The organism is Solwaraspora sp. WMMA2080, assembly GCF_027497395.1.
Taxonomy (GTDB): domain Bacteria; phylum Actinomycetota; class Actinomycetes; order Mycobacteriales; family Micromonosporaceae; genus Micromonospora_E.
The window spans coordinates 1,756,694-1,781,665 of the sequence record NZ_CP114910.1; the positions used below are offsets into that span (position 1 = coordinate 1,756,694).

Below are 24,972 nucleotides of genomic sequence, written 5' to 3' on the forward strand. Positions count from 1 at the left end.
AGCTATGGAACGCGGCAACAGCAAGCACAGTCCCCGGGTGGACGACAGCATGGCCCACGACACCCGTGGGACCACGCAGGGCACCACCGGAGGCCGGGCCGAGGAGTGGCACGAGGCGGAGCCCCCGGGCGAGGACCAGCCGGAGCCGGCTGCGGTTCCGGCCGGCGACAACCGCTCCGGTACGCCGCAGGGCATGACCAGCGAGGAGGTCGAGCAGCGGAGCAGGCTGGGCCGCTACATCAACCTCTCGGCGCTGCCCGGGGACCGCAGCACGCTGCGCGACAGCGCGCTGGAGAACGAGGCACCCGACGACGTGCTCGACGAGATCGATCAGCTGCCGCCGGGTCGCACGTTCCAGACGGTGTCCGAGGTGTGGGCCGAACTCGGCCATGCCAACGAGACGACCCGCTGGTGACCGCGCCGCCTGCGGCCCGGCGGAAGTAGAGGAGGGACTCACATGGGAGCAGTGACCAAGTACGTCGATGTCGCGGTGCCGGTACGCGCCGCGTACAACCAGTGGACGCAGTTCGAGGAGTTCCCCCAGTTCATGGAGGGCGTCTCCGAGGTGACTCAAGTGTCGGAGACGCTGACGCACTGGACGACCGAGATCGCCGGGGTGTCGCGTGAGTTCGACGCGAAGATCACCGAGCAGATTCCCGACGAGCGGGTCGCCTGGACCGCGACCGGCGGGGTGAAGCAGGCCGGTGTCATCACGTTCCACCGCCTGGACGATGCCCACACCCGGGTCACCGCGCAGATGGAGTTCGACCCGGAGGGAGTGGCGGAGCAGGCCGGCGACAAGCTGGGCATCGTGGACCGCCGGGTGAAGGGTGATATGAAGCGCTTCAAGGATTTCATCGAGAGCCGGCACGGCGTGGAGACCGGGGCCTGGCGTGGCGAGGTCCCCCGACCGCAGCCGTGACAATTCGACCGACCACCGCACCTCGAACAGCGCCCGCCGGCCGGCGGTGACTCCTCCCGAGCCGGCCGACCGGTGGGCCTGACGGCCGGGGCGGGTGGGCCGAAACCGGCCCACCCGCCCCGGCCGCGTCCGCCGGCCCCGCTCAGCCACCGGCCGGGTCCGGCCGCAAGCCGTACTCGTCCGCCGGCCCCTGTTTGGCGACAGCCCGGCCGGGTAACCCGGCCGGCATGACTGATTCCGCAGACGAAGTCTGGCGCGACGAGGACCGGCTGCCGATCCGTGAGCTGGAGCGGGCCGTAGCCGCACCAGCGGGCGACGGTGAGGTCGACGACATGACGGGCAACGACGCCGCGGCCGAGGAGGAGTTCGGCCACGACGCGGAAGCGGTGGACCGGACCGGCGGCCGCCCGGGCGGACCGGCGACGACCGACCCCGAGCGGCCGTACCGGCCGTCGACCACCGGCCGGACCGGTCCGCACTGACGTCGCCAGTCGGTCGCCAGTCCGGCCCCTGACGCATCGGTCAGCCAACCTCGTCCGATCGGCTGACGGCGGTGAGGATCATCCGAGCGAGACTTTTCGGATGCGCCCCACCGCCTCCGGATTCCTCACGCCGCGCCAGCGACGCTGGGCCTGGCTCGGCTTCCTGCTGACCGCGATCCAGGCGCCGGTCTCCGCCTACCTGCTGCCGGACGGCTCCTGGCTGTTCAGCGTCTGCGTGGCGCTGATGGTGGCCACGGTGATCCTCGCCGACGACGCGGCCCGCCGCCGCCCGGCCCCGGCCGACATCCGACGCGTCGAGTAGCCGGGCGGGCACCGCACATGAGTCCGTTCCCCGCCGCCCCGCACGGCATGCTGGCCGTCCCGGCCGCCCGAAGGGCGGCGCAGACCTCGTTGGCCGATCTGCACACCTCGCTCGGCGCCGCCGGCCTGGCCGCCGCCGCAGTCCTGCCCGGCCTGCTGGCCGAGCTGGATCAGCACGCCGCCGCGATCCGGGACCGGCTGTTCGCGGATCTGCGTCCGCTCAGCCCGGTGACGCTGGCCCGGTACGCCGATGGCGTGCGCGACGCGGCCACCGAGGCCGGCTGGCGCCCCCCGGTGGTCGGGCCGACCACCCAGTGGACGACGGTCGACTGGGTGACGTTGCGGCTGGTCGCCGTCTGCCAGCTGGCCGGGATCAGCGGCGCGGCCCCGCGCTGACCCCGGCCCGTACCGGCTCACCGGCCCGACCGGACGGATCAACCGCGGGACGTTCCGCCCGGTCCGGTCATACCACCGGGCCGGTTGGCGCCCGGGCCGGCCATGCCCCGACCGCTGGCCGCCTCCCGGCCACCGGACATCGCCGGCGCCTGCTGGGTCTGCGGAATCACCTGCGTCGGTTCGTTCATCCGGCCACCGGCGTCGTCCCGGCCGGCCTGGTACGCCTGCGCGCTGTCCCGCATCGCCTGTGACTCCTCCGCCATCCGGGTCAGCCAGCCCTCCCACCGTTGCTGCATGGGTCGGACCAGGCCACCGCCGACGCCGACGATCAGCACACCGGCGATGGTGGCGAGTACCGCGATCAGCACCGGGGTAGTGACCGTGGTGGCGATGCCGACCTGGTTCAACGCGGCGATGACGCCGAGCGCGACGATGAACACCGACGCGGCGGTAGCCAGCAGCCGGCCGTAGGAGAGCCCGCCGAGCGCACCCGACACCAGGTCACGTACCGCGGTCGCGATGGCAGCGGCGACGACCACGATGACGATCGCGACGAACGCCCGCGGCAGCCACGCCACAACCGCGCTGATCAGGTCGCTGATCGGGTTCGGCCCCCAGACTCCGAACGCGAACTGCAGGGTGAACAGCAGCACCGCGTAGTACGCCAACCGGGCCAGGATGTCGCTGGCGTCGTACCGGGTCCGTTCCAAGGCCTTGCCGATGCCGCCGCGCTCCACCGCCCGGTCGAACCCGACCCGTTCGAGCGCCTTGTCGACGCCCTTCAGCACTGCCCGTGCGATCAACCATCCGACCACCAGAATCGCGATGAACGCGATGGCCCGGGGCACGAAAAGTATCACGGACCGCCACATGTCAGTCAGCGCGTTGCCGATGTCGACCTGCGCCGACGCGTACGTCGAGGACATCCGGTCCCCCCTCTCCGGCTCATCTACCGATGCGTCGCCTCGTTGTCGTACGGACGCGCTGCATCGCCTACCGCCGGCCCGCATACCCACCTTGCGCCGGTCCACGCCACCCGCCGACGGCGGCCCCGGATAGGCTGCCACCCATGGCAGGCACCGCCGGGCAGACCCGGGACACCCCGTCGGGGGTTCCGGCTGCGCGTTCCGCCACCCCGGCCGGCACCAACCCGGACAACGCCGCACCGGACAACGCCGTACCAGCCGGGCAAGTCGACCGGCATGACTGGGCGAGCACGCCGCTCGGTCGGTCGGATGGTTGGGATCCTGCGGTACGGGCAGCGGTCGAGTTGGTGCTCGCTTCACCGGTGCCAATGGCTCTGGTCTACGGCGACGACTTCCTGATGATCTACAACGACGCCTACGCGGAGCTGCTCGGTGCCAAGCACCCGGAGGCGTTCGCCCAGCCCGCCGCCGCGGTGTTCGCCGACGCGTGGCACCGGCCGGGCGTCGGCGACGTGGTGGCACGGGTCTACCGCACCGGCGAACCGTTCCTCGAGTCGGAGGCCGTGGCACCGTTTGGCACCGGCGAGTCGGGCCCGTTCGGCGGTACGGCATTCACTCGTGGCTACTCGGCGGTCCGGGACAGCGACGGGCGGATCGTCGGGATGCTCTCAGTCGCGACCGAGACCGGCACCATCACCCACCGGTTGCAGAGCCTCAGCGAGCTGACCTCGGCATTGGCCGGCACACTCACCCTCGACGACGTCGCCCGGGTCGCGCTGCGGTACGGCCTGGCCTCGCTCGACGTCGATCAGGTGGCGCTCGGCATCGACGACGGTGGCGGGTGGCGGGTGGTCCGCCGGGTCCGCGGTGAGCTGCTCGACGAAGCCGACGAGCGGTTGCCTCCGGTGTGGCGCCGCATCCCCCGGGACGCGGCCACCCCGTTGGCCACCGTCGCCGGCACCGGTGTCCCCCGGTTCACCGGGGAGGGCCGGCCGCTCGCCCGGTACGCCACGGACCGGCACGACGAGCTGGTGACGGCGCTCGCCGCCCTGCCGCTGCGAGCCGGATCACTACGCGGTGGAATCACCTTCGGGTACCGAGATCCACATTCGTGGGCGCCGGCCGAACGGGCACTGCTTTCGGCCGTCGCCGAACTGGTCACCCAGGCGGCCGAGCGAGCCCGGCGGTTCGAGACCCAGCATGGTACGGCTCAACTGCTGCAGCGCAGCATGCTGCCGGAGCAGTTGCCGGACCTGCCGCTGCTGCGGTTGGCCGCACGCTACGACCCGGGGGTGGACGGCAATTCGGCCGGCGGCGACTTCTACGACGCGTTCCGGCTTCCCGATGGCGGGCTGGCCGTGGTGCTCGGCGATGTCGTCGGGCACGATGTGCGGGCAGCGGCGCTGATGGGCCAGGTCCGGGCCGCGCTGCGCGGGCTCGCGCTGGCCGAACCGGAGCCGACGGCGGTGCTGAACGGGCTGGACCGGCTGGTGCACAGCCTTGGCGCGGAGAGCCGCAACGAGGAACTGTTCGTGACCGTGCTGTACGGGGTGCTCGATCCGGCGACCGGCGGGTTGACCGTGTCCAGCGCTGGTCATCCCGCTCCGCTGATACGACGCTGGTCGTCGACCACCGCGAGCGCCGAGTTCGTCCCGGTGCCGCCCGGGCCGCCACTCGGTCTGGCCGGGCCACGGCGACCGACCCGGGTCGAGCTGCGCCCCGGCGACACGCTGCTGATGTTCAGTGACGGCGTGGTGGAACGACGCGGTCAGGATCTCGGCGACGGGATGTCCGCTCTGGCCGCAGCCGTCGCCGAGACCAGCACCAGCGATCCGCGCAATCTCTGCGCGGTGGCCAGTGCGGCGGTGCCCGGTACCACCGACGACGACGTGGCGGTACTCGCGGTGGAGCATGCGGCCGCGCCGAGCCGGTCGGCGGGGTTGCTGGTTCCTGCCGAGCCGATCGCACCGAGCCGAGTACGGCACTGGTTGGCCGGCCAACTGGCCGGGTGGCAGGTTCCCGAGTCGGTGATCGGGCCGGCGGTGCTCTGTGCCAGCGAGTTGACCACGAACGCCCTGCTGCACGCCGGCACCGAGGCACGGGTCGAGATCGATCTCAGCCAGGAGCGGCTACTCGTCTCGGTAGCTGACAGTGGCACCCGGGGCACGGTCAGTCGGGCGCACATCGACACATTGAGTAGCCGCGGCCGGGGTCTGGGTCTGATCGAGCAGTTGAGCGACACCTGGGGCACGGACCCCTCGGTACGCGGTTCAACCGTGTGGTTCGAGATCATGTTGCCGATCGACTCGTAACTCCGATGTTTACCCAAAGTGACATCAATTGGGCCATTCAGCCGAGTCGCAGCGGGCGTCTCCGTGGCGTAGGGTAACTGACTACGCCAATCGGATAAACGACGCGAAGAGGTACAAAGCGGTGCGAATCAGAGGCTACGCCACGGGAACCCCCTGCTGGTCCGAACTACGCACCAGCGACACCGCGGGTTCGAGCGACTTCTACCACGGACTGTTCGGGTGGAAGCCGGTTGACGAGCCGAACAGCACCGGTGTCGAGTTCCACCTGCGAGACATGGCCGTCGCTGGGCTCGCCCCGCCCCTCGCCACAGGCCAGCCGGCGGCCTGGCTGACCTACCTCGCCTCGGACGATCTGGCCGCGACAGTCGAAAGCGTGGCCCGGGCCGCCGGATCGACACTCTCACCGCCCGCCCCGGTTGCCGAGCGGGGCCACTTCGCCCTGATCGCCGATCCGCAGGGTGCCGTGTTCGGGCTCTGGCAGCGGAGGGCCTTCCCGGGCGCGCAGGTGACCGGCGAGCCCGGCGCTACCTGCTGGAACGAACTCGCCACCCGGGACGTGGCCGGTGCCGGGGCCTTCTACGGCTCGGTTTTCGGGTGGACCACGCGACCCAGCATCTACAGCGAAGGGTCCGGATACCAGGAGTGGTTGCGGGAGACCAGTGAGGTGGCCGGGCTGATCGAGATGGGCGAGATGTACCCGCCGCAGGTTCCGGCGCACTGGCGGACGACCTTCGAGGTCGACGACTGCGAGGCGGCGGTGCAGCGCTGCCAGGCGCTCGGCGGAACGGTCTCCTTTGGTCCGTACCAGGCTGGTCCGGGTACCTACGCACAGTTGACCGACCCGTTCGGTGCCGCGTTCGGGATCATCGCCGTGCGTCCGGAGTTCCGCACGCCGCTCGACTGACCCGACTGCCGGCCGCGTCTGATATTTCACTTTATACCGCCTTTGGGGCAGTTGGCGTCACAAGCTCTTCACATATCAGCAACATCCCCGTACGGTGGTCGATATCCATGGGAGCGCTTCCACTGAACGCTCTCAATATATCGTCCCTATCCGGAGGGAGCACGCATGCGCAGAAGATCTGCGCTCACCGCAGTTGGCGCCGCCGCCGTCATGGCGTTCACAGCGGCCACCGCGGTCGGTGTCGGGCTGCTGCAGCCCACGGCAGCCCAGGCCGCCGACTCCGCCTTCTACGTCGACCCGGACACCTCGGCCGCTCGCTGGGTGGCGGCGAACCCCGGTGACTACCGGGCGAATGTCATCCGCGACCGGATCGCCTCGGTGCCCCAGGGCCGCTGGTTAACCCAGTACAACCCAAGCGAGGTACGCGGCCAGGTCGACGCCTTCGTGGGTGCCGCCGCCGCGGCCGGCAAGATCCCGATCATGGTGGTCTACAACATCCCCAACCGCGACTGCAGCAACCACAGCAGCGGTGGCGCGCCCAACCACAGCGCCTACCGGCAGTGGGTCGACCAGGTCGCGGCCGGGCTCGGCAACCGGCCCGCATACATCGTGCTCGAGCCCGACGTGCTCGCCCTCATGGGCACCTGCATGAGCCAGTCGGAGCAGGCCGAGGTACGCGCCTCGATGGCCTACGCCGGCAGGGCGCTCAAGGCGGGATCGTCCCAGGCCAAGGTGTTCTTCGACGCCGGACACTCGGCCTGGCACGCCCCGTCGACGATGGCGGGCCTGCTGGTCGGTGCGGACGTGGCGAACAGCGCGGACGGCATCTCCAGCAACGTGTCCAATTACCGCAGCACCAGCGAGGCAGTCAACTACGTCAAGGCGGTCATCAGCGCCACCGGTGCCAACCACCTCACCGCGGTCATCGACACCAGCCGTAACGGCAACGGCCCGCTCGGCTCCGAGTGGTGCGACCCGGAAGGTCGGGCCATCGGCACGGCGAGCACCACCAACACCGGCGACAGCAAGATCGAGGCATACCTCTGGGTGAAACTGCCCGGCGAAGCTGACGGCTGCATCGCAAACGCGGGCCAGTTCGTACCGCAACGGGCGTACGACCTGGCGATTGCGGCCGGCCCTGTGCCGACCACCGCACCGCCGACGACCGCACCGCCCACCACGGCTCCGCCGCCCACCACGGCACCCCCGCCCACCACGGCACCCCCGCCCACCACCGCTCCGCCGCCCACCACGAACCCGCCGGCCGGCGCCTGCAGCGTCAGCTACACCACGAACCAGTGGCCTGGCGGCTTCACCCGGGATGTCCGGATCACCAACACCGGTGGCTCGGTCAGCAGTTGGACCCTCGCCTTCACCGCAGGATCCAACGTCAGCCTGAGCAACGGCTGGAACGGCGACTGGTCCCAGTCCGGCAGCCAGATCACGGTCCGCAACGCTGCCTGGAACGGCTCACTGGCCTCCGGTGCCACCGTCAGCATCGGCTTCCAGGGGACCTTCTCCGGCAGCACCCTGCCGCCGCTGAGCAACATCACCCTCAACGGCGCGGCCTGCGCGAGCTGACGCCCAAGTCAGGATCCCCAGGTACACTTCGGCCCCTCCCGGCATCGGGAGGGGCCGAAGTCCGTGCGGGGACCGGGTTACCCGGGCGGCTCACCGGGCACTCCTGCCGAGGAGAGGAGGCCAAACATGACCAGATCCACGACCCGTACGGATAATCCGTCGCCGGGCATGTTCGGCGACACCGCCAACTTCCCGGCCAGCAACCTGCCGGCCGGACCAGCCGGACCAGCCACCGCACCCGGTGCCGCGCCACAGAACGGCGGTCCCGCACGGACCAGTGTGACCGTCGCCAGCCATCCGGACTACGCCTCCGCGCAGCGCGCCGTCGACCGGCTGTCGGACAACCGGTTCCCGGTGGAACGCACCGCCATCGTCGGCACCAACCTGCGGCTGGTGGAAGAGGTCACCGGCCGACTCACCACCGGCCGGGCAGCGTTGGCCGGCGCGGGCACCGGCGCCTGGTTCGGACTGTTCATCGGCCTGCTGATCGGCATCTTCGCGGTGGTGAACTGGCTGGGCATCATCGTCACCGCCGTGGTGATCGGTGCGGTCTGGGGTGCCGTGTTCGGTGCGGTGGCGCACGCGATGACCGGAGGCCGGCGGGACTTCTCCTCCCGCAGCCTGCTACAGGCCAGCCAGTACGGCGTGACGGTCGACGCCGAATACGCCGACCGGGCCCACCAGGTGCTACGGGAGTCGACCCAGCAGGCCGGACGCACATCCCGTTGACGAGGGCCGGCCCCAGCCGGCAATCACGAGTGGCGGGGCGGGACGGCACCCCGGGTGTTGTCCCGCGCCGCTCCGGCACCCCACCACCTGCCGGCACCTCCGGCACCCCACCACCTGCCCGTGCCTCCGGCACCCGTCACTTTGCTATTCCCAGGAGGGTGTTTGGGCGGGGCCGGCCGGGTACCCGGTTGCTGCGGCGACACCCACAGATGGCACAGCTCCGGGATTCACGGACGCGGCCTGGCGCCTACCGTCATTGTCGAGATGCCAGGGCAGCACGCTGAGGAGGCACGATGAGCACCGAGATCGTAACCCCGGATCCCCAGCAGACCTACTCGAACCGGACCGTCCAGAGTGAACAGGGACTGCTCCTCGCGGTCCTGGTGATGGTGGTGCTGGGCGTACTCGGGGTGTTCCTGGTGTCCTGACCGCCCAGTCCGGCTGTCAGCACGTCGGTGAACTCAACGTGGCAGCTGCTGACCGGTGCCGTGCGGGACGTCGACCGCCGGCACCACCCCCAGTCGACCTGCCTGGTAGTCCTCGAACGCGGCGAGCAGCTCCGCCCGGGTGTTCATCACGAACGGTCCGTACCGCGCGACAGGTTCCCGGATCGGCCGATCGCCCATGACGTACACGTCGAGCTGCGGTACGCGGCTGTCCTGTCGGACGTCGGCGGCGATCCGCAGCGTGTCGCCGGGCCCGTGGACAGCCAGTTGACCGGTGTGCACGGGCCGCAGATCGGGGCCGACGGATCCCCGACCACCCAGGACGTACACCAACGCATTGAAGTCGGCCCGCCAGGGCAGGTCCACCTGCGCCCCCGGCTGCACCGTCAGATGGCTGATGGTGATCGGGGTGTGGGTGGAGCCGGGACCGTCGTTCCCGGCGACCGAGCCGGAGATCACCCGGATCAGCGCTCCTCCGTCCGGGGTGCTGAGCAGGGCGACCTGGTCGCCCCGAATGTCCTGGTACCGGGGCGAAGCCAACTTCTTCGACCGGGGCAGGTTGACCCACAGCTGGAGACCGTGGAAGAGCCCGCCGCTGGCGACCAGGTGTTCCGGTGGTGCCTCGATGTGCAACAGTCCGGAACCGGCGGTCATCCACTGGGTGTCCCCGTCGGTGATCGTGCCCCCACCACCGTGCGAGTCCTGATGGTCGAAGATCCCGTCGATGATGTACGTGACAGTCTCGAAGCCGCGGTGCGGGTGCCAGGCGGTGCCCTTCGGCTCACCCGGCGCGTACTCCACCTCGCCCATCTGGTCCAGGTGCAGGAACGGGTCGAGCTCGCCGACCGGCACGCCGGCGAACGCCCGGCGGACGGGGAAACCCTCGCCCTCGAAGCCGCTGGGGGCGGTGGTGACCCGGTGGACCGGCCGGATCGTGCCGGCGGCCGGATCGTGGGCCGGCAGGCGCGGCAGTACGAGTACGTCGTCGACGGTGATGGATGGCATCGGAGTCCTCATTTCCGGACGATATGCGCTTTGCGCTGGTTTTCCGGGCGATGTGCGCGTTGCGCTGGCGGCCGCGTCATCGACTCCGACCAGACATCCACCGGTTGCAGCGTACGCTCTGATCAAGGGTTCAACCATCCACCGGACGTGACGGGGTCGCTCCCGGCAGCCGGTGCGACGATTGCGTCCGACGGGTACCAATGGGCGATAGGTGACCATCGGACGACTCCGGCTACAGGAGAGATTGGCTGCCGGCTCAGCTACCACATCGAAGCGCCGGCCACACTGGTACTGCAGGTCACTGCGTACCGGCCGGCCCCGCCGGCCCGGTTGGTGGCGAGCACCGCGGACGGCGACGACGTTGCCGTGACGGAGATCGACGGGAGCTGGGCCGCCGGCGGCCGTCAGCATCTGGTAAGTGCACCGGTCGGAGATCTCACGGTCTCGTACCGCGTGACCACTCTGCCGCCTCCGGCGTCGGACCAGGCCCCGGCAGCGGCCGGGTCAGCGGTCAGTCAACTGGATCGCGTCATCTACACCCGGCCGAGCCGCTACTGTCCGTCGGACCGGATGACGGGATTCGCGGCCGCCCGGTTCGCCGGCTACCCCGACTCCGTCGACTCCCTCCGGGCGATCTGTGACTACGTCCACAGCCGGACCTCGTACACGGCCGGGGCGAGCGGGCCCGGCACCGACGCCGCCGAGACGTTGCTGAGCGGGGTCGGCGTCTGCCGCGACTACGCACACCTGACGGTGGCGCTCTGCCGGGCCGTCGACATCCCGGCGCGAGTGGTCGCGGTCTACGCACCCGGCCTGGCTCCGATGGATTTCCATCTGGTCGCCGAGGCCGCCGTCGGTGACCGGTGGTACGTGTGGGACGCGACCCGGCTGGCACCCCGGCCCAGCATGGTGCGGATCGCGACCGGCCGGGACGCGGCGGATGTCGCCTTCGCGACCGCCCTCGACGGCGTGTCGGAGCTGACCGGGATGTCCGTCCTCGCGGTCGCCCCAGGCGACCTACCGGTCGACGAGCACGAGGCGCTGGTGGCGCTTCATTGACCCTGAACGGGGTAACCGGGGCCCGGAAGCGGTGCGAGTGCACAGCGAAATGTCCGACTTGATCTGTCATGGGCGATAAATACATCGTACTTTCGGCTAGCTTTTGATTGACCGACCGGGTTAGTGTTGGAGGCCGAAAGACCCTAGCGGACACAGCAGAACGCACCACTTTCCATATCCGCGGACGAGGTGCAGGGAGGACCACCATGACCGCGACACTGACCGGACACCGCACGGTGACCGAGCCGACGACACTTGCCGAGCCGAATACAGTGGACCGGACGATGACACCGGACCGGACGATCACAGCGCCGGCCACACTGGACCGGCGGGTGACCGCACCGGAGGACAGCGCAGCCGATCTGCTGGCCGCGATGGCGGCGCTGCCGCCCGGTCACCCGTCCCGGGAGGCACTGCGCGACCGAGCCATCGAGGCATGGCTTCCGCTGGCTCAGCACCTCGCCCAGCGCTACAGCGGCCGGGGTGAGCCAACCGACGACCTCGCTCAGACCGCAGCCGTCGGCCTGATCAAGGCCATCGACAAGTTCGACCCCGCGCGCGGCGTCGACTTCGCCGGCTACGCGATCCCGACGATCATCGGTGAACTGAAGCGGCACTTCCGGGACCGGACCTGGGACATCCGGGTGCCCCGCCGGCTGCAGGAGCTACGGCTGAGCATCTCGGAGGCGAACAGCACCCTGCTGCAGACGCTGGGCCGGTCACCGACGGTCGCCGACATCGCCGCACACCTGCGGATCACCGAGGAGGAGGTGCTCGAAGGCCTGGAAGGTGCCCGCGCGTACAACGCGGTGTCGCTGTCCACACCGACCGGCGACGGCGAGCGCGCCACCGAGTTGGCCGACATGCTCGGTGCCGAGGACCGCGAGTACGAGCTGGCGGAGCTGCGGGTCGCGCTCGGCCCAGCGCTGGCCACCCTCGACGAACGCGAGCAGCGCATCCTCACCCTGCGCTTCTACGGCAACCTGACCCAGTCGCAGATCGCCGATCAGATCGGCGTGTCCCAGATGCACGTGTCGCGGTTGCTCGCCAGGGCACTGACCAAGCTCCGCGGGCAGTTGCAGTCGACGTACTGATCGGCCCGATCGGTGGGTCCGACGGTGCCCGCCGCCTGGTTGCGACCCACGCTGAAGGCTCCCACCGGCTGCGGCCGGCCCCGACCTCCCGGGCCGGCCGCAGCCGGCGTCTCGGCGACCGTTACCCGGTGATGTCGCCGGTGACTTCGGTGATGTCGCCGATGACCACGGTGATGTTGTCCGGCCCGCCGGCCCGGATCGCCAGGTCGACCAGCCGCTGCGCGCCCGCCTGCGGGTCGGCGTAGGTGGCCAGGACCTCGGCGATGCTCTCCGCCCGCACCACGTTCGACAGCCCGTCGCTGCACAGCAGCCAACGGTCGCCGGTCTGCGGTTCGAAGACCTGGTAGGCGGGGTTGACGTTCTCCCCCTGTAACGCCTGGGTGACCACCGCTCGGCGCGGATGGCTGGCGGCCTGCTCGGCAGTGATGACGCCCTCGTCGACCAGCATCTGCACGAACGTGTCGTCCCGGGTGACCTGCTCCAGCGCGCCGCCCCGCAGCAGGTACGCCCGCGAATCGCCGATATGTGCCAGTGCGATCGCCACGCCGGACCCGGCGAAGAGCAGGGCGGTCAGGGTCGTTCCCATCCCCTCCCGCGCCGGATCCTCGGCTATCGCCTGCCGGATTCCGGCGCTGGCGGTCTCGACCGCCGACTGCAGCCTCGGTACCAGTTCATCGTCCGCGACGGCCGCATCGAGCGGGGCGATCGCCTCGATCGCGATCTTGCTCGCCAGATCCCCGGCGGCCATCCCACCCATGCCGTCGGCGACGGCGACGAGCCAGTCGCCGGCGTGCACGGAGTCCTGGTTCCCGCTCCGGATCAGGCCGCGGTCGGTCACCGCCGCGGAACGCAGCTTCAGGGTCATGGCTGGCAGCCTGCCAGGAACAGGGCCGAAATGTCTCTAGTAGATCAGCATGCAGATGTTAAAGATCATGGAGAATCACAGCCGCCCGCTGGGCATAAACTACTAAATACCGCGTAACGGACACCTAGCACCGGTCGCGCGACCCGCCACACATGATGTGATTGACACGCCGGTAACGCCCTGGCAACATCGTCTCAGATCAATGGGAGCGCTCCCAGTCCCCCGCGCGGAAGGAACCCCGTGACCCGATCCAGACGACGCCGGACGGTCGCGCTGCTCGCCGGCACCAGTGCCAGCGTCCTGGCGTTGACCACCCTGACCGTGACGACGGCGTACGCCGAGGAACGCGAACATATCGTCAACGGCACCTTCGACGACGGAACAGCCCCCTGGTGGGGCACCGAGAACGTCACCCTGGCCGCCACCGACGGCCAACTGTGCGCCAGCGTGCCCGGCGGCACCACCAACCCGTGGGACGCCAGCATCGGACACAACGGCATCGAACTCATCGACGGTGCCGCGTACCGACTGGCCTTCACGGCCGCCAGCGACGTTCCCGCGTCCGTACGGGCAAACGTTCAGCTCAACGCGGAGCCCTACACCACCGTGCTCAGCCGCGAGCTCGACCTCGGGCCAGACGCCGAGACGTTCACCTACGAGTTCACCGCCAACCTCGACTCCCCCGACGGCACCCTCACCTTCCAACTCGGCGGCGGCGCCGCCGACTACACCCTCTGCCTGGACGACGTCTCGCTGCTCAGCGACGACACTGTCGGTCCCCCACCCGGCGGGCCGGAGCAGATCACCAACGGCGACTTCAGCAACGGCACCGACAGCTGGATCAGCTACGGCACCACCAGCCCCCGGGTGGTCGACGGACGGCTCTGCGCCACCGTCCCGACCGGGCTGGCCAACCCGTGGGACGCCGGCATCCTGCAGGAGGGCCTGCCGCTGATCACCGGCGAGGAGTACACCATCGGCTTCACGGCGTCCGCCGAACCGGCCGCCGCCGTACGGGCGGTGGTCCAGCTCGGTGCCGACCCGTACACCGGCTACTTCGGCCGCGACCTGGCGTTGACCGCCGAACCCTCGCGGGTCGAGGCGACCTTCGTCGCCAGCGAGGACACCGAACGGGCCCAGCTCGCCTTCCAGGTCGGCGGCAACGCCGACGAATACACCTTCTGCCTGGACGACGTCTCGCTGCGCGGCGGCGAGGAGGAGCCGCCGTACATGCCGGACACCGGGCCACGGGTACGGGTGAACCAGGTCGGCTACCTGCCCGGCGGACCCAAGAACGCCACCGTCGTCACCGACGCCACCGAGCCGCTCGACTGGCAACTGCACGACGCCGACGGGACGGTCGTGGCCAGCGGCACCAGCACCGTACGTGGGCTGGACAGCGCCTCCGGCGAGCAGACGCACAGCATCGACTTCTCCGCGTACCGGGGCACCGGCACCGGGTTCACCCTGGACACCGACGGCGAGACCAGCTACCCGTTCGCCATCTCCGGCGACATCTACCAGCAGCTGCGCTCCGACGCGCTGCAGTTCTTCTACATCCAGCGCAGCGGCATCGCCATCGACGCGGACCTGGTCGGCGAGGAGTACGCCCGCCCCGCCGGCCATGTCGGCGTCGCGCCCAACCAGGGCGACATCGACGTGCCGTGCCAGCCCGGCGTCTGCGACTACCGACTCGACGTACGCGGCGGCTGGTACGACGCCGGCGACCACGGCAAGTACGTGGTCAACGGTGGCATCGCCACCTACCAGCTGCTCAGCGCGTTCGAGCGGACCAAGACCGCGCCCAGCGCCGACGGCGGGGCCGGGCTCGGCGACGGCACCTTGCGGGTGCCCGAGCGGGACAACGGCGTGCCGGACATCCTCGACGAGGCCCGCTGGGAGCTGGAGTTCCTGATGCGGATGCAGGTGCCGGCCGGTGAACCGCTCGCCGGGATGGCGCACCACAAGATCCACGACCGGAACTGGACCGGCCTGCCGCTGCAGCCGGAGGACGACCCGGAGCTGCGGGAGCTGCACCCGCCGTCGACCGCAGCCACGCTGAACCTGGCGGCCGTCACCGCCCAGTGCGCCCGGCTGTACGCCCCGTACGACACCGCGTTCGCCGACCAGTGCCGGACTGCGGCGACGACGGCCTACGCGGCTGCCAAGGCCAACCCGGCCCGGCTCGCCGACCCGGCCGACGGCAACGGTGGTGGCGCCTACAGCGACGGTGACGTCAGCGACGAGTTCTACTGGGCGGCGGCCGAGATGTACCTGACCACCGGCGAGCAGAGCTACCTCGACGACGTCACCGCCTCGCCGCACCACACCCGGGACGTCTTCGACGCGACCGGCTTTGGCTGGGGCTCCACCGCCGCGCTCGGCCGGCTCGACCTGGCCACCGTGCCGAACGGGCTCGCCCCGCAGGAGCGGGACCGGATCCGTGCCTCGGTGGTGGCCGCCGCCGACTCCTACCTCGATACTGGGGACAGTCAGGCGTACGGGTTGCCGATGCCGGGCCACCGGGGTGCCTACTTCTGGGGTGCCAACAGCAACATCATCAACAATGCGGTGGTGCTCGCCACGGCGTACGACATGACCGGGGACACCGGGTACCGCGACGGTGCCGTGCAGGCGATGGACTACATCTTCGGTCGCAACGCGCTGAACCACTCGTACGTCACCGGCTGGGGCTCGGTGTACCCGCGCAACCAGCACAGCCGGATCTTCGGCAACCAGCTCGACCCCGACCTGCCGATCCCGCCGGCCGGGTCGATCGCCGGCGGCGCCAACGCCGGCCTGGACGACCCGTTCGCCCGGGACCTGCTGGAAGGCTGCGCGCCGATGTTCTGCTACGTCGACGACATCGAGTCGTACGCGACGAACGAAGTGGCGATCAACTGGAACTCGGCGTTGAGCTGGATCGCCTCCTTCCTGGCCGACCAGGGCGACGCGGTGCCGGCACCGGCGCCGTTGAGCTGCCGGGCCGAGTACATCAACTACGGCAAATGGGCCGGCGGCGGAGGCTTCACCGCCCAGGTCGACATCACCAACACCGGGGACGCCACAGTCGACGGCTGGACGGTCCGCTTCGCGTTCACCGGTGACCAGCGGCTCCGGGAGGCGTGGATGGCCAAGGTCAGCCAGAGCGGGGCGACGGTGACGGCCCGCAGCGAGACCTACAACGGCCGGCTGGAGCCCGGCGAGACGGCAATGTTCGGGCTGAACGCCACCACCGCCGGCGGAGCCAACCCGGCACCGGAGCTGATCACCGTCAACGGGGTGGCCTGCTTCTAAACCTGTGCTGTTGGCCGACTCGCCGCTGCGCCGCGAGCGGCGGGTCGGCCACCAGCCGGCCGGCCCACCGCTCGCCCGGCCGACCGGCGGACGGACTCACCCGTCCCCGTCGCCCTCGGGTGGCCGACGGAGACCCGCCCGAGGGCCGGACAGATCGTCGACAGCGGACGGTGGCCATCGGACGGCTGCGGGTCAGCTCCTGCATCGCCTGCGCCAACAGCTCCTCCAGCGCGACGCCGAGCGCCCGGCAGATCGACGCCAACATCTCCGAGGACGGTTCCTTGCGTCCACGCTCCAGCTCCGACAGGTACGCCGTGGACAGGCCGGCGGCGCGGGCGACGTCCTGCAGAGTGCGACCCTGGTCCTGCCGGAGCCGGCGCAGCACCCGCCCGATGACCTGTCGCAGCAGCATCGAAAGTCTCCGTCCTGGCTCGCCCGGTCAGCTGGAGACGCCAACGGCGGACAGCTGCGCAGTGGTGGCGATCACCTGGTCGATGATGCCGTACTCGCGGGCCTGCTCTGCGGTGAACCACCGGTCCCGGTCGGAGTCCTGCTCGATCTCCTCGCGGGTGCGCCCGGTGTGGAACGCGATCCGCTCGATCGTCGTCCGCTTGATGTGCAGCATGTTCTCCGCCTGGATGGCGATGTCGGCGGCGCTGCCGCCCATCCCGCCGGACAACTGGTGCATCATGATCCGGGTGTGCGGCAGGGCGTACCGTTTGCCGGGCGCGCCGGCACAGAGCAGGAACTGTCCCATCGACCCGGCGAGACCGAGGCCGACGGTCGCCACGTCGTTTCCTATGTAGTGCATCGTGTCGTAGACCGCCATGCCGGCACTGATCACGCCGCCCGGCGAATTAATGTAGAGAAAGATGTCGCGCTCGCTGTCCTCGGCCGCCAGCAGCAACATCTGCGCACAGATCGTGTTGGCCGAGGTGTCGTCGACCTGGGTGCCGAGAAAGATCACCCGCTCCTTGAGCAGCTGTTGGAAGACCTGGTCGCCGAAGCCGGTGGTCGCGCCGTCCGCAGCCATCGCGGGACTGGTGTGCCGCATCAGTGACGCCCCTCTCGATCACGGTGATGTGGCTACCAGCTTCGACTGGCGACGGTCCGGACCGCTGCCCTTTCTGCTGACAGGAGATCTGCTGTGAGCAGAAGGCGATCCGAGCGCCGTCCACGGGGTACGGCCCTCCGGCCGGGCCGGAGGGCCGTACCCCGTGGCTCAGTCGAGCAGCTCGGCCACCGTGCCGGCAGCCACCGTACGGCCGCCCTCACGGACCGCGAAGCCGAGCCCGACGTCCATCGCGACCGGCCTACCCAGCTCCACCGTCACTCCGACGGTGTCGCCCGGCATGGCCATCGCGCCGTCGGCGAGCCGCACCGACCCGACCACGTCCGTAGTACGGAAATAGAACTGCGGCCGGTAGTTCGCGAAAAACGGCGTGTGCCGGCCGCCCTCAGCGGTGGTCAGCACGTACAGCCGGGCCCGGAACCGTTGGTGCGGCGTGACGGTGCCGGGCACCGCCACCACCTGGCCCCGCTGCACCTGGTCCCGCTTGACCCCGCGCAGCAGTACGGCGGCGTTGTCGCCGGCCTCGGCGGTGTCCAGCGACTTGCCGAACGTCTCCAGCCCGGTCGCCACGGTCGACAGCGTCGGACCGAGCCCGACCACCTCCACCGGGTCGCCGATCCGCAGGGCGCCCCGCTCGACCGCGCCGGTCACCACGGTGCCCCGACCGGAGATGGTCAGCACGTTCTCGATCGGCATCAGGAACGGCTCGCCCAGCTCGCGGGGCGGCACCGGGACGTACCGGTCGACCGCGTCGAGCAGCTCCACGATGGAGTCAACCCAGCGCGGGTCGCCCTCCAGCGCCCGCAGCGCCGACACCCGTACCACCGGCACCTGCTCACCGGGGAACCCGTACTCGGCGACGAGGTCGCGGACCTCGAGCTCGACCAGGTCGAGCAGCTCCGGGTCGTCGACCGCGTCGGCCTTGTTCATCGCCACCACCAGGTACGGCACCCCGACCCGACGGGCCAGCAGCACGTGCTCGCGGGTCTGCGGCATCGCCCCGTCGAGCGCGGAGACGACCAGGATGGCCCCGTCCACCTGTGCCGCACCCGTGATCATGTTCTTCACGAAGTCGGCGTGGCCCGGCATGTCCACGTGGGCGTAGTGCCGGGTCGCGGTCTCGTACTCGACGTGCGAGATGTTGATGGTGATGCCCCGCGAGACCTCCTCCGGCGCCCGGTCGATGCCGTCGAAGGACACGAACCGGTTGGCCGCCGGGTCCCGGTCGGCGAGGACCTTGGTGATCGCGGCGGTCAGGGTGGTCTTGCCGTGGTCGACGTGACCCATGGTGCCGATGTTGAGGTGCGGCTTCGCCCGCACGAACTGACTCTTGGCCATGATGATCTTCCAGGTTGGTAACGAGCTGGCGGACGACGAACGCGGGCGGGTGCCAGACCGCCCGACCGCGTCAGAACCACGCCGCCCGGCGCACCCGTCAACGGGCGGCGCCGGAGGGACCGGGCCACCCTCCTCCGTGGTTCTGCCGCAGCGGGAGGAGGGTCAGCCTCGGGTATCAGCCAGCCACGCGCACACGACGGCGGCGCCCGGCAGGTGAAGACCTGCGGGCCGCACAGCGCCGACGGTGCCGAACATGGCGGTCACGCTAGCCAGTAACGCCGGGCCGGGCCATCGAATTCCGGCTCACCCGAACGGCGAGACCCCGGGTCGCGCGGACGGCGCGAACCCCGCATCACTCGAACAGCGAATGCCGTACGCCCGGTTGCTCCCGCCGGCGGGCCCGGCGGCGACGCTGCACGACGACCAGGTCGACCACGGCGATCACGGCCAGCACCCACAGCACGACCGCGCCGGCGGTGAGGTCGGCCCGCCAGGCGAGCGCCCCGAGCACGGTGCAGAAGACCAGCCCGAAACCGGCCATCGCCAGCCGCAGATTCAACGCGCTGTAGGCGTGACCGACGGTACCCCGGGCCCTGTTGGGCTGCGACTTCGTGGCCATCCCCGGGCTGTACCCGGCAGACACCGGGCCGTAACCTCGCGAACGCGCCCGTTGAGGCTCGACGACGAGCTACCGACGTCGGCCCGTACCACCAGGTCGGGCTGAGCACCCCTACTCATCCGGACCGGCCGGTCCGGCAGGAAGCTGAGCCGATGAACGTTTCGTCGCGACCGGAGTGGCCCGTCCCCCGGGTCGGCATCACCGGGGTCGGCGTCAGCCTCCCCGACCGTACCCTCACCACCGCCGACCTGCAGGACCGGATCGCCGCCGCCAGTGACGTCGCACTGCCACCCGGCCTGTTCGCCACGATGACCGGCATCGGACAGCGCCGGGTCGCCGCCGACGACGAGTACGCCTCGACGTTCGCGGTGCGGGCCGCCCGGCGAGCGCTCGACACCGCCGGACGCACCGCCGACGACGTCGACCTGCTGCTGTTCGCCTCGGCCAGCCGGGACATGGTCGAGCCGGCGACCGCGCACATCGTCCAGGCCGAGCTGGGTGGATCGGCGCACGCGGTCGACGTCAGCAACGCCTGCAACAGCTTCATCAACGGCATCGACCTGGCCCGGTCGATGATCGTGGCCGGACGGGCGCGGCGGGCGCTGGTCGTCACCGGTGAGACCCCGACCCGGGTCATGCGTCCCCGGCTGGACAGCATGGCGCAGGCCCGGTCGTCGTTCGCCGGCTACACGTTCGGCGACGGCGGGGCGGCGGTGCTGGTCGAGCCGGTGTCAAACGGCGGGATCGTCGACGTCGACACCGAGACCCGGTCCGGGCACTGGGCGGTCGGTGGCATCTTCGGCGGTGGCTCCCGGCATCCGCGCGGTGACGAGCACACCTACTTCCACGGCGACGGGCACGCCCTGCGGTCGGTCTTCGAGCGGATCGGCACCGACATCCTGGACCGGGTTCGGCGGCGCACCGGCTGGGACTGGGTCGACTACGAACGCGTCCTGGTGCACCAGGTCAGCGTGCCGTACCTGGAACGCTTCATCGAGGTCACCGGGGTGCCGAAGGAGAAGCTGGAGGTGACGGTCACCGAGTTCGGCAACCTGGCCAGCGCCACCCTCGGCGTGCAGCTGGCCCGGATCGACGCCGGACTGCGCAGCGGCGACCGGGTGCTGGCGGTCGGCCTCGGTGGCGGGGTCAGTGTGATGACGATGGTCTGGGAGAAGCCGTGACCCGGGCGGTCGAGCAGCCACCCGCCGCACCGGCGGCGGCCGGTGCGGGGCCGCTGTGGGTGGTGGTGCCGGCGTACCAGGAGCAGGCCCGGATCGGTGCCACGCTGGCCGCGCTAGCCGACCAGACCGACCGGGACTTCACCCTGGTCGTGGTCGACAACGGCTCCACGGACGGCACCGCCGCCGTGGTCGAACGGTTCGCCGCGGCCGCGCCGTTTCCAGTCCGGCTGCTGCAGGAACCGCAGAAGGGCGTCGGCGCCGCGGTCGACACCGGTTTCCGGTACGCCATCGCGCACGGCGCCCGGTGGCTGGCCCGCACCGACGCCGACTGTCTGCCGCACCCCGGTTGGGTGGCGGCGGCCCGGGCCGGGCTGGCCGGCGGTGCCGGGCTGGTCTGCGGCGCGATCCGGGCCCGCCGCGACGAGCACGGCCCGCTGGGTCGGGCCGGGTTCCGGCTGCTGGTGCTCCTCGCCGCGGCGTTCGGTCGGCTGCGGCCGGCACACCGACGCGGCGACGGCTACCTGGCGCCGTACCGGATGCACGCCGGCAACAACATGGCGGTCACCACCGAGCTGTACCAGGCGTGCGGCGGCATGCCGCGCCGGCCGTCACCGACCGACCGGACCTTCCTCAACCGGGTACGCAGCAACACGTCGGCGATCATCCACCGCCGGGACATGGTGGTGGAGAACTCGACCCGGCGGCTGCGGGCGTACGGCCTGCGGCGCACCGCCGCCTGGTACCTGGACCGGGGTGCCGGCCCGTTGACCGAGGATCCCCGGTGACCGCACGCCGGGACGGAGGCCGCTGATGCTGGACCGACTCGCGGCCACGTTGCGCGCCGACCCGCACCGGCCGGCGGTGCTGACCGCCACGGCACTGACCGGCCGCTGCCGGGTCCGGGCCACCACCGGTGACCTGACCGGTCTCACCGACCGGTACGCCGCCACGCTGGCCCGGCACGGGCTCGCCGCCGGGGACACCCTGGGCTTGGCGGTACGCCCGGGCCTCCGCTCGCTGGCGGTACTGCTGGCCGCGTACCACCTGGGGGTGCGGGTGGCGGTGCTGGACCCGACGGCCGGTCCGGATGTGCTGACCGCCCGGCTCGCCGTGGCCGAGCCAGCGTTGGTGCTGGCCGACTCGGTGGCGCAGGCGGTGGCCGGCTGGGCCGGTCCGCTGGCCCGCCGCGCGCACCTGGCGCTGCCGGATCTGACCCGGATCGCCCCGGTCCGTACGGTCGGGCGCCGGTTGCCGGGCTGCGCGCCGGCGCTGCCGGCGGGCACCGGCCCGCTACCAGCGGCGTTCGACGGCGACGGTGACGCGGTGATCGTCTTCACCTCGGGGACGACCAGCCGGCCACGGGCGGTGGTGCACACCCGGGCCGGGTTGTCCGCCGGGATGCGGGCGGTGACCGGGCTGGTCGGCCCGCAGCCCGATGTGCCGGTGCTGGGCGGCACGTTCTTCGTGCTGGTGCCGGCGTTGGCGGCCGGCGCGCCGGTGGCGTTGCCGGCCCGGTCGCCGTCGCTGCTGGCCCGGCAGCTGATCCGGCTGCGGCCGCAGGCGACGTACCTGACACCACCGCAACTGCGCGCGGTGCTGGAGCACTCGCCCCGACTGACCGGGCGGGTGTTCAGCGGCTCGGCCCCGGTCAGCGCCGCCCTGCTGGGCCGGGTCAAGCGGGCCGGCGCGGACCGGGCGTACGGGGTGTACGCGCTGACCGAACTGTTCCCGGCCGCAGCCGTTGAGGAGGCCGACAAGCGCGGGTACGCCGCCGACGGGGACCTGGTGGGCCGGCCGCTGGCGGGGGTGACCGCCCGGGTCGACGACACCGGGCAGGTGCGACTGTCCGGTCCGGGGCAGGCCGACCGGTACCTCGGCGAACCGCCGATGGCCGAGGTGGCCACCGGCGACGTCGGCCGGCTCGACGGCGACCGGCTGGTGCTCGCCGGCCGGTGCAAGGACATGGTGCTGCGGGCGGCGGAGAACATCTACCCGGGCCTGTACGAGCCGGCGTTGCACGTGCCGGGGGTGGCGTTGGCGGTGCTGGTCGGCGTGCCGGCCGACGACGGGGACGAACGGCTGGTGGCCGTGGTGCAGCCGGAGCCGGGCGCCGACCGGGCCCGGCTGCGGGTCGCGTTGCGGCCGGTGCTGGACCGGATGGGATCGGCCCGGCCGGACCGGGTGGTGTTCGCCCGGGTTCCGCTGGCCGGGCGGTCCCGCAAGCCGGACCGGCAGGCGGCGGCTCAGGTGGCGGCGCAGGTAACGGCGCGAGCTGCGGCGCGGGTGGCCGGCGATGGATGAACAGCGACCGACCCGGCGGGGCCGCCGCCGGGACCGGCTGGTCTACCTGGGTAGCCATCCGGTGCTGTTCGCCCTGTTGGCGGCGACCCGACGCGCGCCGGTGCGCCGGATCGGCCGGACCGTTCTGGTGCACGACGCCGCGCCGTTCGCCCAAGCGCTGCGTCGGGTCCCGTTGGACCGCTCGGCCGAGCGGACCACCGCCGGGACGGCACGCCGGGCCACCGGCGGCGATGGGTTCCTGTTCGACCAGGACGGCGCCGGGCACCGGCGGACCCGCCGGGCCGCCGCGTCGGTGTACGGCGCCGACGGGGTCGTCCGGCTACGCCCGGTCTGGCTGGACGTGCTGCGGCGGCGGCTGGTACCACTGGGCGACGGGGCCGAGGTGGATGTCGTCGATCTGGTGGCCGAGCTGGCCGGGGCGAGTACCGCCGCGATGCTGGACGTGTCGGTGTCGGCGCACGCGTTGACCGCCGCGGCCAGGTCCGCTGCGGCGCACGCAGCCCGAGAGCATCTGCCCGGGCTGCGCTGGCCGGGCCGGGCCGCCCGGGACCGCGCCGCCACGGCGTCGGCCGCCGCCGAGCTGGCCCGGCTGCTCGGCGGTCCGGCGGACGAGGCGGCCCGGGCCGGCATGTTGGCCGTCGCCTCGGTCAACACCACGGTGGCGGCGATCCCCCGGGCCGTCGCCTGGTGTGCCGACGACCGGCTGTGGCCGGCGGCGGACCGCGCCGACTCGCGGGCCGTGCTGGTGTCGGAGCTGCTGCGGGTGACCGCGCCGAGCCCGGTGCTGCCCCGGGTGGTGGCGGGTGCCGCCGAGCTGGCCGGCACCGCCGGACGGGCCGGCAGCCGGTTGCGCTCGGGTACCCGGCTGCGGGCCGGCGACCGGCTGTTGCTGGTCGCCCGGCACGCGGCCCGCGCCGATGCGCCGCACCCGAATCCGGATGTGCCGGTGCCGGTGGCGGTCGGGCATCTGGTGTTCGGCACCGGGGCGCACCACTGCCCCGGTGCCCGGCTGGCCCACGCCCAGCTCGACGATGTGCTCGCCGCGCTGGCCCCGTACCGGCCGGTGGTGACGGGGGCGCGGGTGGACCGGCGTTCGGCGCTGCCGGGCTGGGCCCGGCTGACGGTCCGGGCGACCCGGTGGTGAGCATCCGGCTGGCCGGGCTGCGGGTCGCGGTGACCGGTGCCAGTGGCTTCTGCGGATCGGCGGTGGCACGGGCCGCCGCAGCGGCCGGTGCCGAGGTGGTGGCGGTGGGCCGTCGACCCGGCCCGGTGGGTCGGCACGTGCCGTGGGACGCCGCCCGGGAGGTTCCAGACCTGCGGGGCGTCGACGTCGTGGTGCATCTGGCGGCGGCGGTCGGGGATCCGCCGCCGGGCGCGGCGGCGGAGGCCGCGTACCACGCGGTGAACGTGGCGGGCACCGCCCGGCTGCTGCGGGCGGCGGCCGACCGGCCGGTGGTCTGGGTGAGCAGCGCCAGCGTCTACCGGCCGGGTCGGCACGGCGTCGCGATCCGGGAGGATCACCCGACCGACGGCCAGCCCACCGGGTACGGGCGGACCAAGGCCGCCGGGGAGCGGCTGGCGCTGGCGGCCGACGCGGTGGTGCTGCGGCCCCGGGCCGTGTACGGAGCCGGCGACCCGCATCTGCTGCCCCGGTTGCTGGCCGCGGTCCGGCGGGGTCGGGTGCCGGTGCCCGGTCCGGACGTGGCGCTGAGCCTGACGGCGGTGGAGAACCTGGCCGACGCCTGCCTGGCGGCGCTGCGCTGGCCACCGGGACCGTACAACGTGGCCGACGCGACGCCGTACTCCCGCGACGCCGTGGTCACCCGGGTGCTGGCGGCGGCTGGGCGACCGGCGCGGCCGCTGCGGGTGCCGGTTCCGGTGGCGCTGGGCGCTGCGGCGCTGGCCGGCGGCGTGACCCGGCTGGGGGTGCCGGGCACCGGGCGGCTGACCCGGTACGCGGTGGAGCAGCTGGCGTACGGCACGGTGCTGGATCTGGGTCGGGCGTACGCCCAGGGGTGGGTGCCCCGGCGGACCCTGCCCGAGTTCCTGGCGGAGCTGTCGACCCACCGGGGCCGGTGGGTGTCGCCAGATCCACGCCGACGCATATAGTTACCCTTCCGTC

24 protein-coding genes and 1 pseudogene are annotated in these 24,972 nt (G+C 71.7%); 18 read left to right on the top strand and 7 right to left on the bottom strand.

The genetic code is table 11. The features are described from left to right. Positions 1-4 precede the first annotated feature (4 nt). The 5 genes from O7543_RS07930 (at position 5) to O7543_RS07950 (ending at position 2,121) form a co-directional block, all read left to right on the top strand. Positions 5-415: a DUF2795 domain-containing protein gene (locus tag O7543_RS07930; protein ID WP_281554438.1), complete on the top strand. Its 411-nt coding sequence runs from the start codon at positions 5-7 to the stop codon at positions 413-415. 42 nt (positions 416-457) lie between these two features. After that, positions 458-922, top strand: a complete 465-nt coding sequence (locus O7543_RS07935) for an SRPBCC family protein (RefSeq protein WP_281554437.1) — start codon at positions 458-460, stop codon at positions 920-922. A gap of 227 nt (positions 923-1,149) precedes the next feature. Then, positions 1,150-1,404: a hypothetical protein gene (locus O7543_RS07940; RefSeq protein ID WP_281554436.1), complete on the top strand. Its 255-nt coding sequence runs from the start codon at positions 1,150-1,152 to the stop codon at positions 1,402-1,404. Positions 1,405-1,504: 100 nt separating this feature from the next. Continuing rightward, positions 1,505-1,726, top strand: a complete 222-nt coding sequence (locus O7543_RS07945; protein WP_281554435.1) for a hypothetical protein — start codon at positions 1,505-1,507, stop codon at positions 1,724-1,726. Between the two features lie 17 nt (positions 1,727-1,743). Continuing rightward, the gene (locus O7543_RS07950) at positions 1,744-2,121 is read left to right on the top strand and encodes a DUF6401 family natural product biosynthesis protein (protein ID WP_281554434.1); all 378 of its coding nucleotides are present in this window, start codon (positions 1,744-1,746) and stop codon (positions 2,119-2,121) included. Positions 2,122-2,159: 38 nt separating this feature from the next. Here the strand turns inward: O7543_RS07950 and O7543_RS07955 are convergent, their stop codons facing one another. Next, positions 2,160-3,047 carry a hypothetical protein gene (locus tag O7543_RS07955; RefSeq protein WP_281554433.1) on the bottom strand — a complete coding sequence of 296 codons (888 nt, stop codon included), beginning with the start codon at positions 3,045-3,047 and terminating at the stop codon, positions 2,160-2,162. A 143-nt stretch (positions 3,048-3,190) separates the two neighbouring features. Between O7543_RS07955 and O7543_RS07960 the strand changes: the two genes are divergently transcribed. From O7543_RS07960 to O7543_RS07980, 5 genes are all read left to right on the top strand, one after another. After that, the gene (locus O7543_RS07960) at positions 3,191-5,359 is read left to right on the top strand and encodes a SpoIIE family protein phosphatase (protein ID WP_281554432.1); all 2,169 of its coding nucleotides are present in this window, start codon (positions 3,191-3,193) and stop codon (positions 5,357-5,359) included. A gap of 121 nt (positions 5,360-5,480) precedes the next feature. After that, complete coding sequence (locus tag O7543_RS07965) at positions 5,481-6,263, top strand: VOC family protein (RefSeq protein ID WP_281554431.1); 783 nt, start codon at positions 5,481-5,483, stop codon at positions 6,261-6,263. Between the two features lie 165 nt (positions 6,264-6,428). Continuing rightward, positions 6,429-7,844, top strand: coding sequence for a glycoside hydrolase family 6 protein (locus O7543_RS07970; protein ID WP_281567363.1), 1,416 nt, complete (start codon positions 6,429-6,431; stop codon positions 7,842-7,844). Positions 7,845-7,970: 126 nt separating this feature from the next. Further along, positions 7,971-8,573 (top strand): general stress protein, encoded by a 603-nt coding sequence (locus O7543_RS07975; RefSeq protein ID WP_281554429.1) that lies wholly within the window; start codon positions 7,971-7,973, stop codon positions 8,571-8,573. 293 nt (positions 8,574-8,866) lie between these two features. Next, a complete protein-coding gene (locus tag O7543_RS07980) occupies positions 8,867-9,001 on the top strand; it encodes a hypothetical protein (protein WP_281554428.1) in 135 nt (44 codons plus the stop codon). 33 nt (positions 9,002-9,034) lie between these two features. Here the strand turns inward: O7543_RS07980 and O7543_RS07985 are convergent, their stop codons facing one another. Continuing rightward, positions 9,035-10,024, bottom strand: a complete 990-nt coding sequence (locus O7543_RS07985; RefSeq protein WP_281567364.1) for a pirin family protein — start codon at positions 10,022-10,024, stop codon at positions 9,035-9,037. A gap of 570 nt (positions 10,025-10,594) precedes the next feature. On the opposite strand from O7543_RS07985, the gene O7543_RS07990 reads away from it, so the two are divergent. Both O7543_RS07990 and O7543_RS07995 read left to right on the top strand, forming a co-directional pair. Further along, a complete protein-coding gene (locus tag O7543_RS07990; protein ID WP_281554426.1) occupies positions 10,595-11,083 on the top strand; it encodes a transglutaminase family protein in 489 nt (162 codons plus the stop codon). A 284-nt stretch (positions 11,084-11,367) separates the two neighbouring features. Next, positions 11,368-12,177 carry a SigB/SigF/SigG family RNA polymerase sigma factor gene (locus O7543_RS07995; RefSeq protein WP_281555542.1) on the top strand — a complete coding sequence of 270 codons (810 nt, stop codon included), beginning with the start codon at positions 11,368-11,370 and terminating at the stop codon, positions 12,175-12,177. A 121-nt stretch (positions 12,178-12,298) separates the two neighbouring features. Here O7543_RS07995 and O7543_RS08000 read toward each other — a convergent pair whose 3' ends face one another. Then, a complete protein-coding gene (locus O7543_RS08000; protein WP_281554425.1) occupies positions 12,299-13,042 on the bottom strand; it encodes a protein phosphatase 2C domain-containing protein in 744 nt (247 codons plus the stop codon). A gap of 240 nt (positions 13,043-13,282) precedes the next feature. On the opposite strand from O7543_RS08000, the gene O7543_RS08005 reads away from it, so the two are divergent. Continuing rightward, on the top strand, positions 13,283-16,339 hold the full coding sequence (locus O7543_RS08005) for a glycoside hydrolase family 9 protein (protein ID WP_281567365.1): 3,057 nt from the start codon (positions 13,283-13,285) through the stop codon (positions 16,337-16,339). Between the two features lie 205 nt (positions 16,340-16,544). Here the strand turns inward: O7543_RS08005 and O7543_RS08010 are convergent. The 4 genes and pseudogenes from O7543_RS08010 to O7543_RS08025 form a co-directional block, all read right to left on the bottom strand. Continuing rightward, positions 16,545-16,751, bottom strand: a pseudogene (locus O7543_RS08010) (helix-turn-helix transcriptional regulator); the annotation flags it as partial. Between the two features lie 27 nt (positions 16,752-16,778). Further along, positions 16,779-17,393, bottom strand: coding sequence for an ATP-dependent Clp protease proteolytic subunit (locus tag O7543_RS08015; protein WP_281554423.1), 615 nt, complete (start codon positions 17,391-17,393; stop codon positions 16,779-16,781). Between the two features lie 168 nt (positions 17,394-17,561). Next, positions 17,562-18,749: an elongation factor Tu gene (gene tuf / locus O7543_RS08020; RefSeq protein ID WP_281567366.1), complete on the bottom strand. Its 1,188-nt coding sequence runs from the start codon at positions 18,747-18,749 to the stop codon at positions 17,562-17,564. Between the two features lie 352 nt (positions 18,750-19,101). Continuing rightward, complete coding sequence (locus O7543_RS08025; RefSeq protein ID WP_281554421.1) at positions 19,102-19,368, bottom strand: DUF6343 family protein; 267 nt, start codon at positions 19,366-19,368, stop codon at positions 19,102-19,104. Positions 19,369-19,520: 152 nt separating this feature from the next. Between O7543_RS08025 and O7543_RS08030 the strand changes: the two genes are divergently transcribed. The 5 genes from O7543_RS08030 to O7543_RS08050 are packed head-to-tail and all read left to right on the top strand — an operon-like array spanning position 19,521 to position 24,959. Next, complete coding sequence (locus tag O7543_RS08030) at positions 19,521-20,549, top strand: ketoacyl-ACP synthase III (RefSeq protein ID WP_281554420.1); 1,029 nt, start codon at positions 19,521-19,523, stop codon at positions 20,547-20,549. Continuing rightward, positions 20,546-21,334, top strand: coding sequence for a glycosyltransferase (locus tag O7543_RS08035; protein ID WP_281554419.1), 789 nt, complete (start codon positions 20,546-20,548; stop codon positions 21,332-21,334). The genes O7543_RS08030 and O7543_RS08035 overlap by 4 nt, the downstream gene beginning before the upstream one ends. Positions 21,335-21,359: 25 nt before the next feature. After that, entirely contained in the window at positions 21,360-22,850 is a 1,491-nt protein-coding gene (locus O7543_RS08040) for a class I adenylate-forming enzyme family protein (protein WP_281554418.1), read from the top strand. Then, on the top strand, positions 22,843-23,994 hold the full coding sequence (locus O7543_RS08045; protein WP_281554417.1) for a cytochrome P450: 1,152 nt from the start codon (positions 22,843-22,845) through the stop codon (positions 23,992-23,994). Before O7543_RS08040 ends, O7543_RS08045 begins: the two co-directional genes overlap by 8 nt. Beyond that, positions 23,988-24,959 (top strand): NAD(P)-dependent oxidoreductase, encoded by a 972-nt coding sequence (locus O7543_RS08050; RefSeq protein WP_281567367.1) that lies wholly within the window; start codon positions 23,988-23,990, stop codon positions 24,957-24,959. The genes O7543_RS08045 and O7543_RS08050 overlap by 7 nt, the downstream gene beginning before the upstream one ends. The last annotated feature ends 13 nt before the right edge of the window (positions 24,960-24,972 follow it).

Bases quoted from the DNA above. Each gene is read 5' to 3' on its own strand.
- tuf (WP_281567366.1), bottom strand. From the start codon at position 18,749: ATGGCCAAGAGTCAGTTCGTGCGGGCGAAGCCGCACCTCAACATCGGC.
- O7543_RS07980 (WP_281554428.1), top strand. From the start codon at position 8,867: ATGAGCACCGAGATCGTAACCCCGGATCCCCAGCAGACCTACTCGAAC.
- O7543_RS07945 (WP_281554435.1), top strand. From the start codon at position 1,505: ATGCGCCCCACCGCCTCCGGATTCCTCACGCCGCGCCAGCGACGCTGG.
- O7543_RS07995 (WP_281555542.1), top strand. From the start codon at position 11,368: ATGACACCGGACCGGACGATCACAGCGCCGGCCACACTGGACCGGCGG.
- O7543_RS07985 (WP_281567364.1), bottom strand. From the start codon at position 10,024: ATGCCATCCATCACCGTCGACGACGTACTCGTACTGCCGCGCCTGCCG.
- O7543_RS07940 (WP_281554436.1), top strand. From the start codon at position 1,150: ATGACTGATTCCGCAGACGAAGTCTGGCGCGACGAGGACCGGCTGCCG.
- O7543_RS07930 (WP_281554438.1), top strand. From the start codon at position 5: ATGGAACGCGGCAACAGCAAGCACAGTCCCCGGGTGGACGACAGCATG.
- O7543_RS07975 (WP_281554429.1), top strand. From the start codon at position 7,971: ATGACCAGATCCACGACCCGTACGGATAATCCGTCGCCGGGCATGTTC.
- O7543_RS07955 (WP_281554433.1), bottom strand. From the start codon at position 3,047: ATGTCCTCGACGTACGCGTCGGCGCAGGTCGACATCGGCAACGCGCTG.
- O7543_RS08040 (WP_281554418.1), top strand. From the start codon at position 21,360: ATGCTGGACCGACTCGCGGCCACGTTGCGCGCCGACCCGCACCGGCCG.
- O7543_RS07990 (WP_281554426.1), top strand. From the start codon at position 10,595: ATGACGGGATTCGCGGCCGCCCGGTTCGCCGGCTACCCCGACTCCGTC.
- O7543_RS07960 (WP_281554432.1), top strand. From the start codon at position 3,191: ATGGCAGGCACCGCCGGGCAGACCCGGGACACCCCGTCGGGGGTTCCG.
- O7543_RS07935 (WP_281554437.1), top strand. From the start codon at position 458: ATGGGAGCAGTGACCAAGTACGTCGATGTCGCGGTGCCGGTACGCGCC.
- O7543_RS08025 (WP_281554421.1), bottom strand. From the start codon at position 19,368: ATGGCCACGAAGTCGCAGCCCAACAGGGCCCGGGGTACCGTCGGTCAC.
- O7543_RS07950 (WP_281554434.1), top strand. From the start codon at position 1,744: ATGAGTCCGTTCCCCGCCGCCCCGCACGGCATGCTGGCCGTCCCGGCC.
- O7543_RS07970 (WP_281567363.1), top strand. From the start codon at position 6,429: ATGCGCAGAAGATCTGCGCTCACCGCAGTTGGCGCCGCCGCCGTCATG.
- O7543_RS08000 (WP_281554425.1), bottom strand. From the start codon at position 13,042: ATGACCCTGAAGCTGCGTTCCGCGGCGGTGACCGACCGCGGCCTGATC.
- O7543_RS08030 (WP_281554420.1), top strand. From the start codon at position 19,521: ATGAACGTTTCGTCGCGACCGGAGTGGCCCGTCCCCCGGGTCGGCATC.
- O7543_RS08045 (WP_281554417.1), top strand. From the start codon at position 22,843: ATGGATGAACAGCGACCGACCCGGCGGGGCCGCCGCCGGGACCGGCTG.
- O7543_RS08015 (WP_281554423.1), bottom strand. From the start codon at position 17,393: ATGCGGCACACCAGTCCCGCGATGGCTGCGGACGGCGCGACCACCGGC.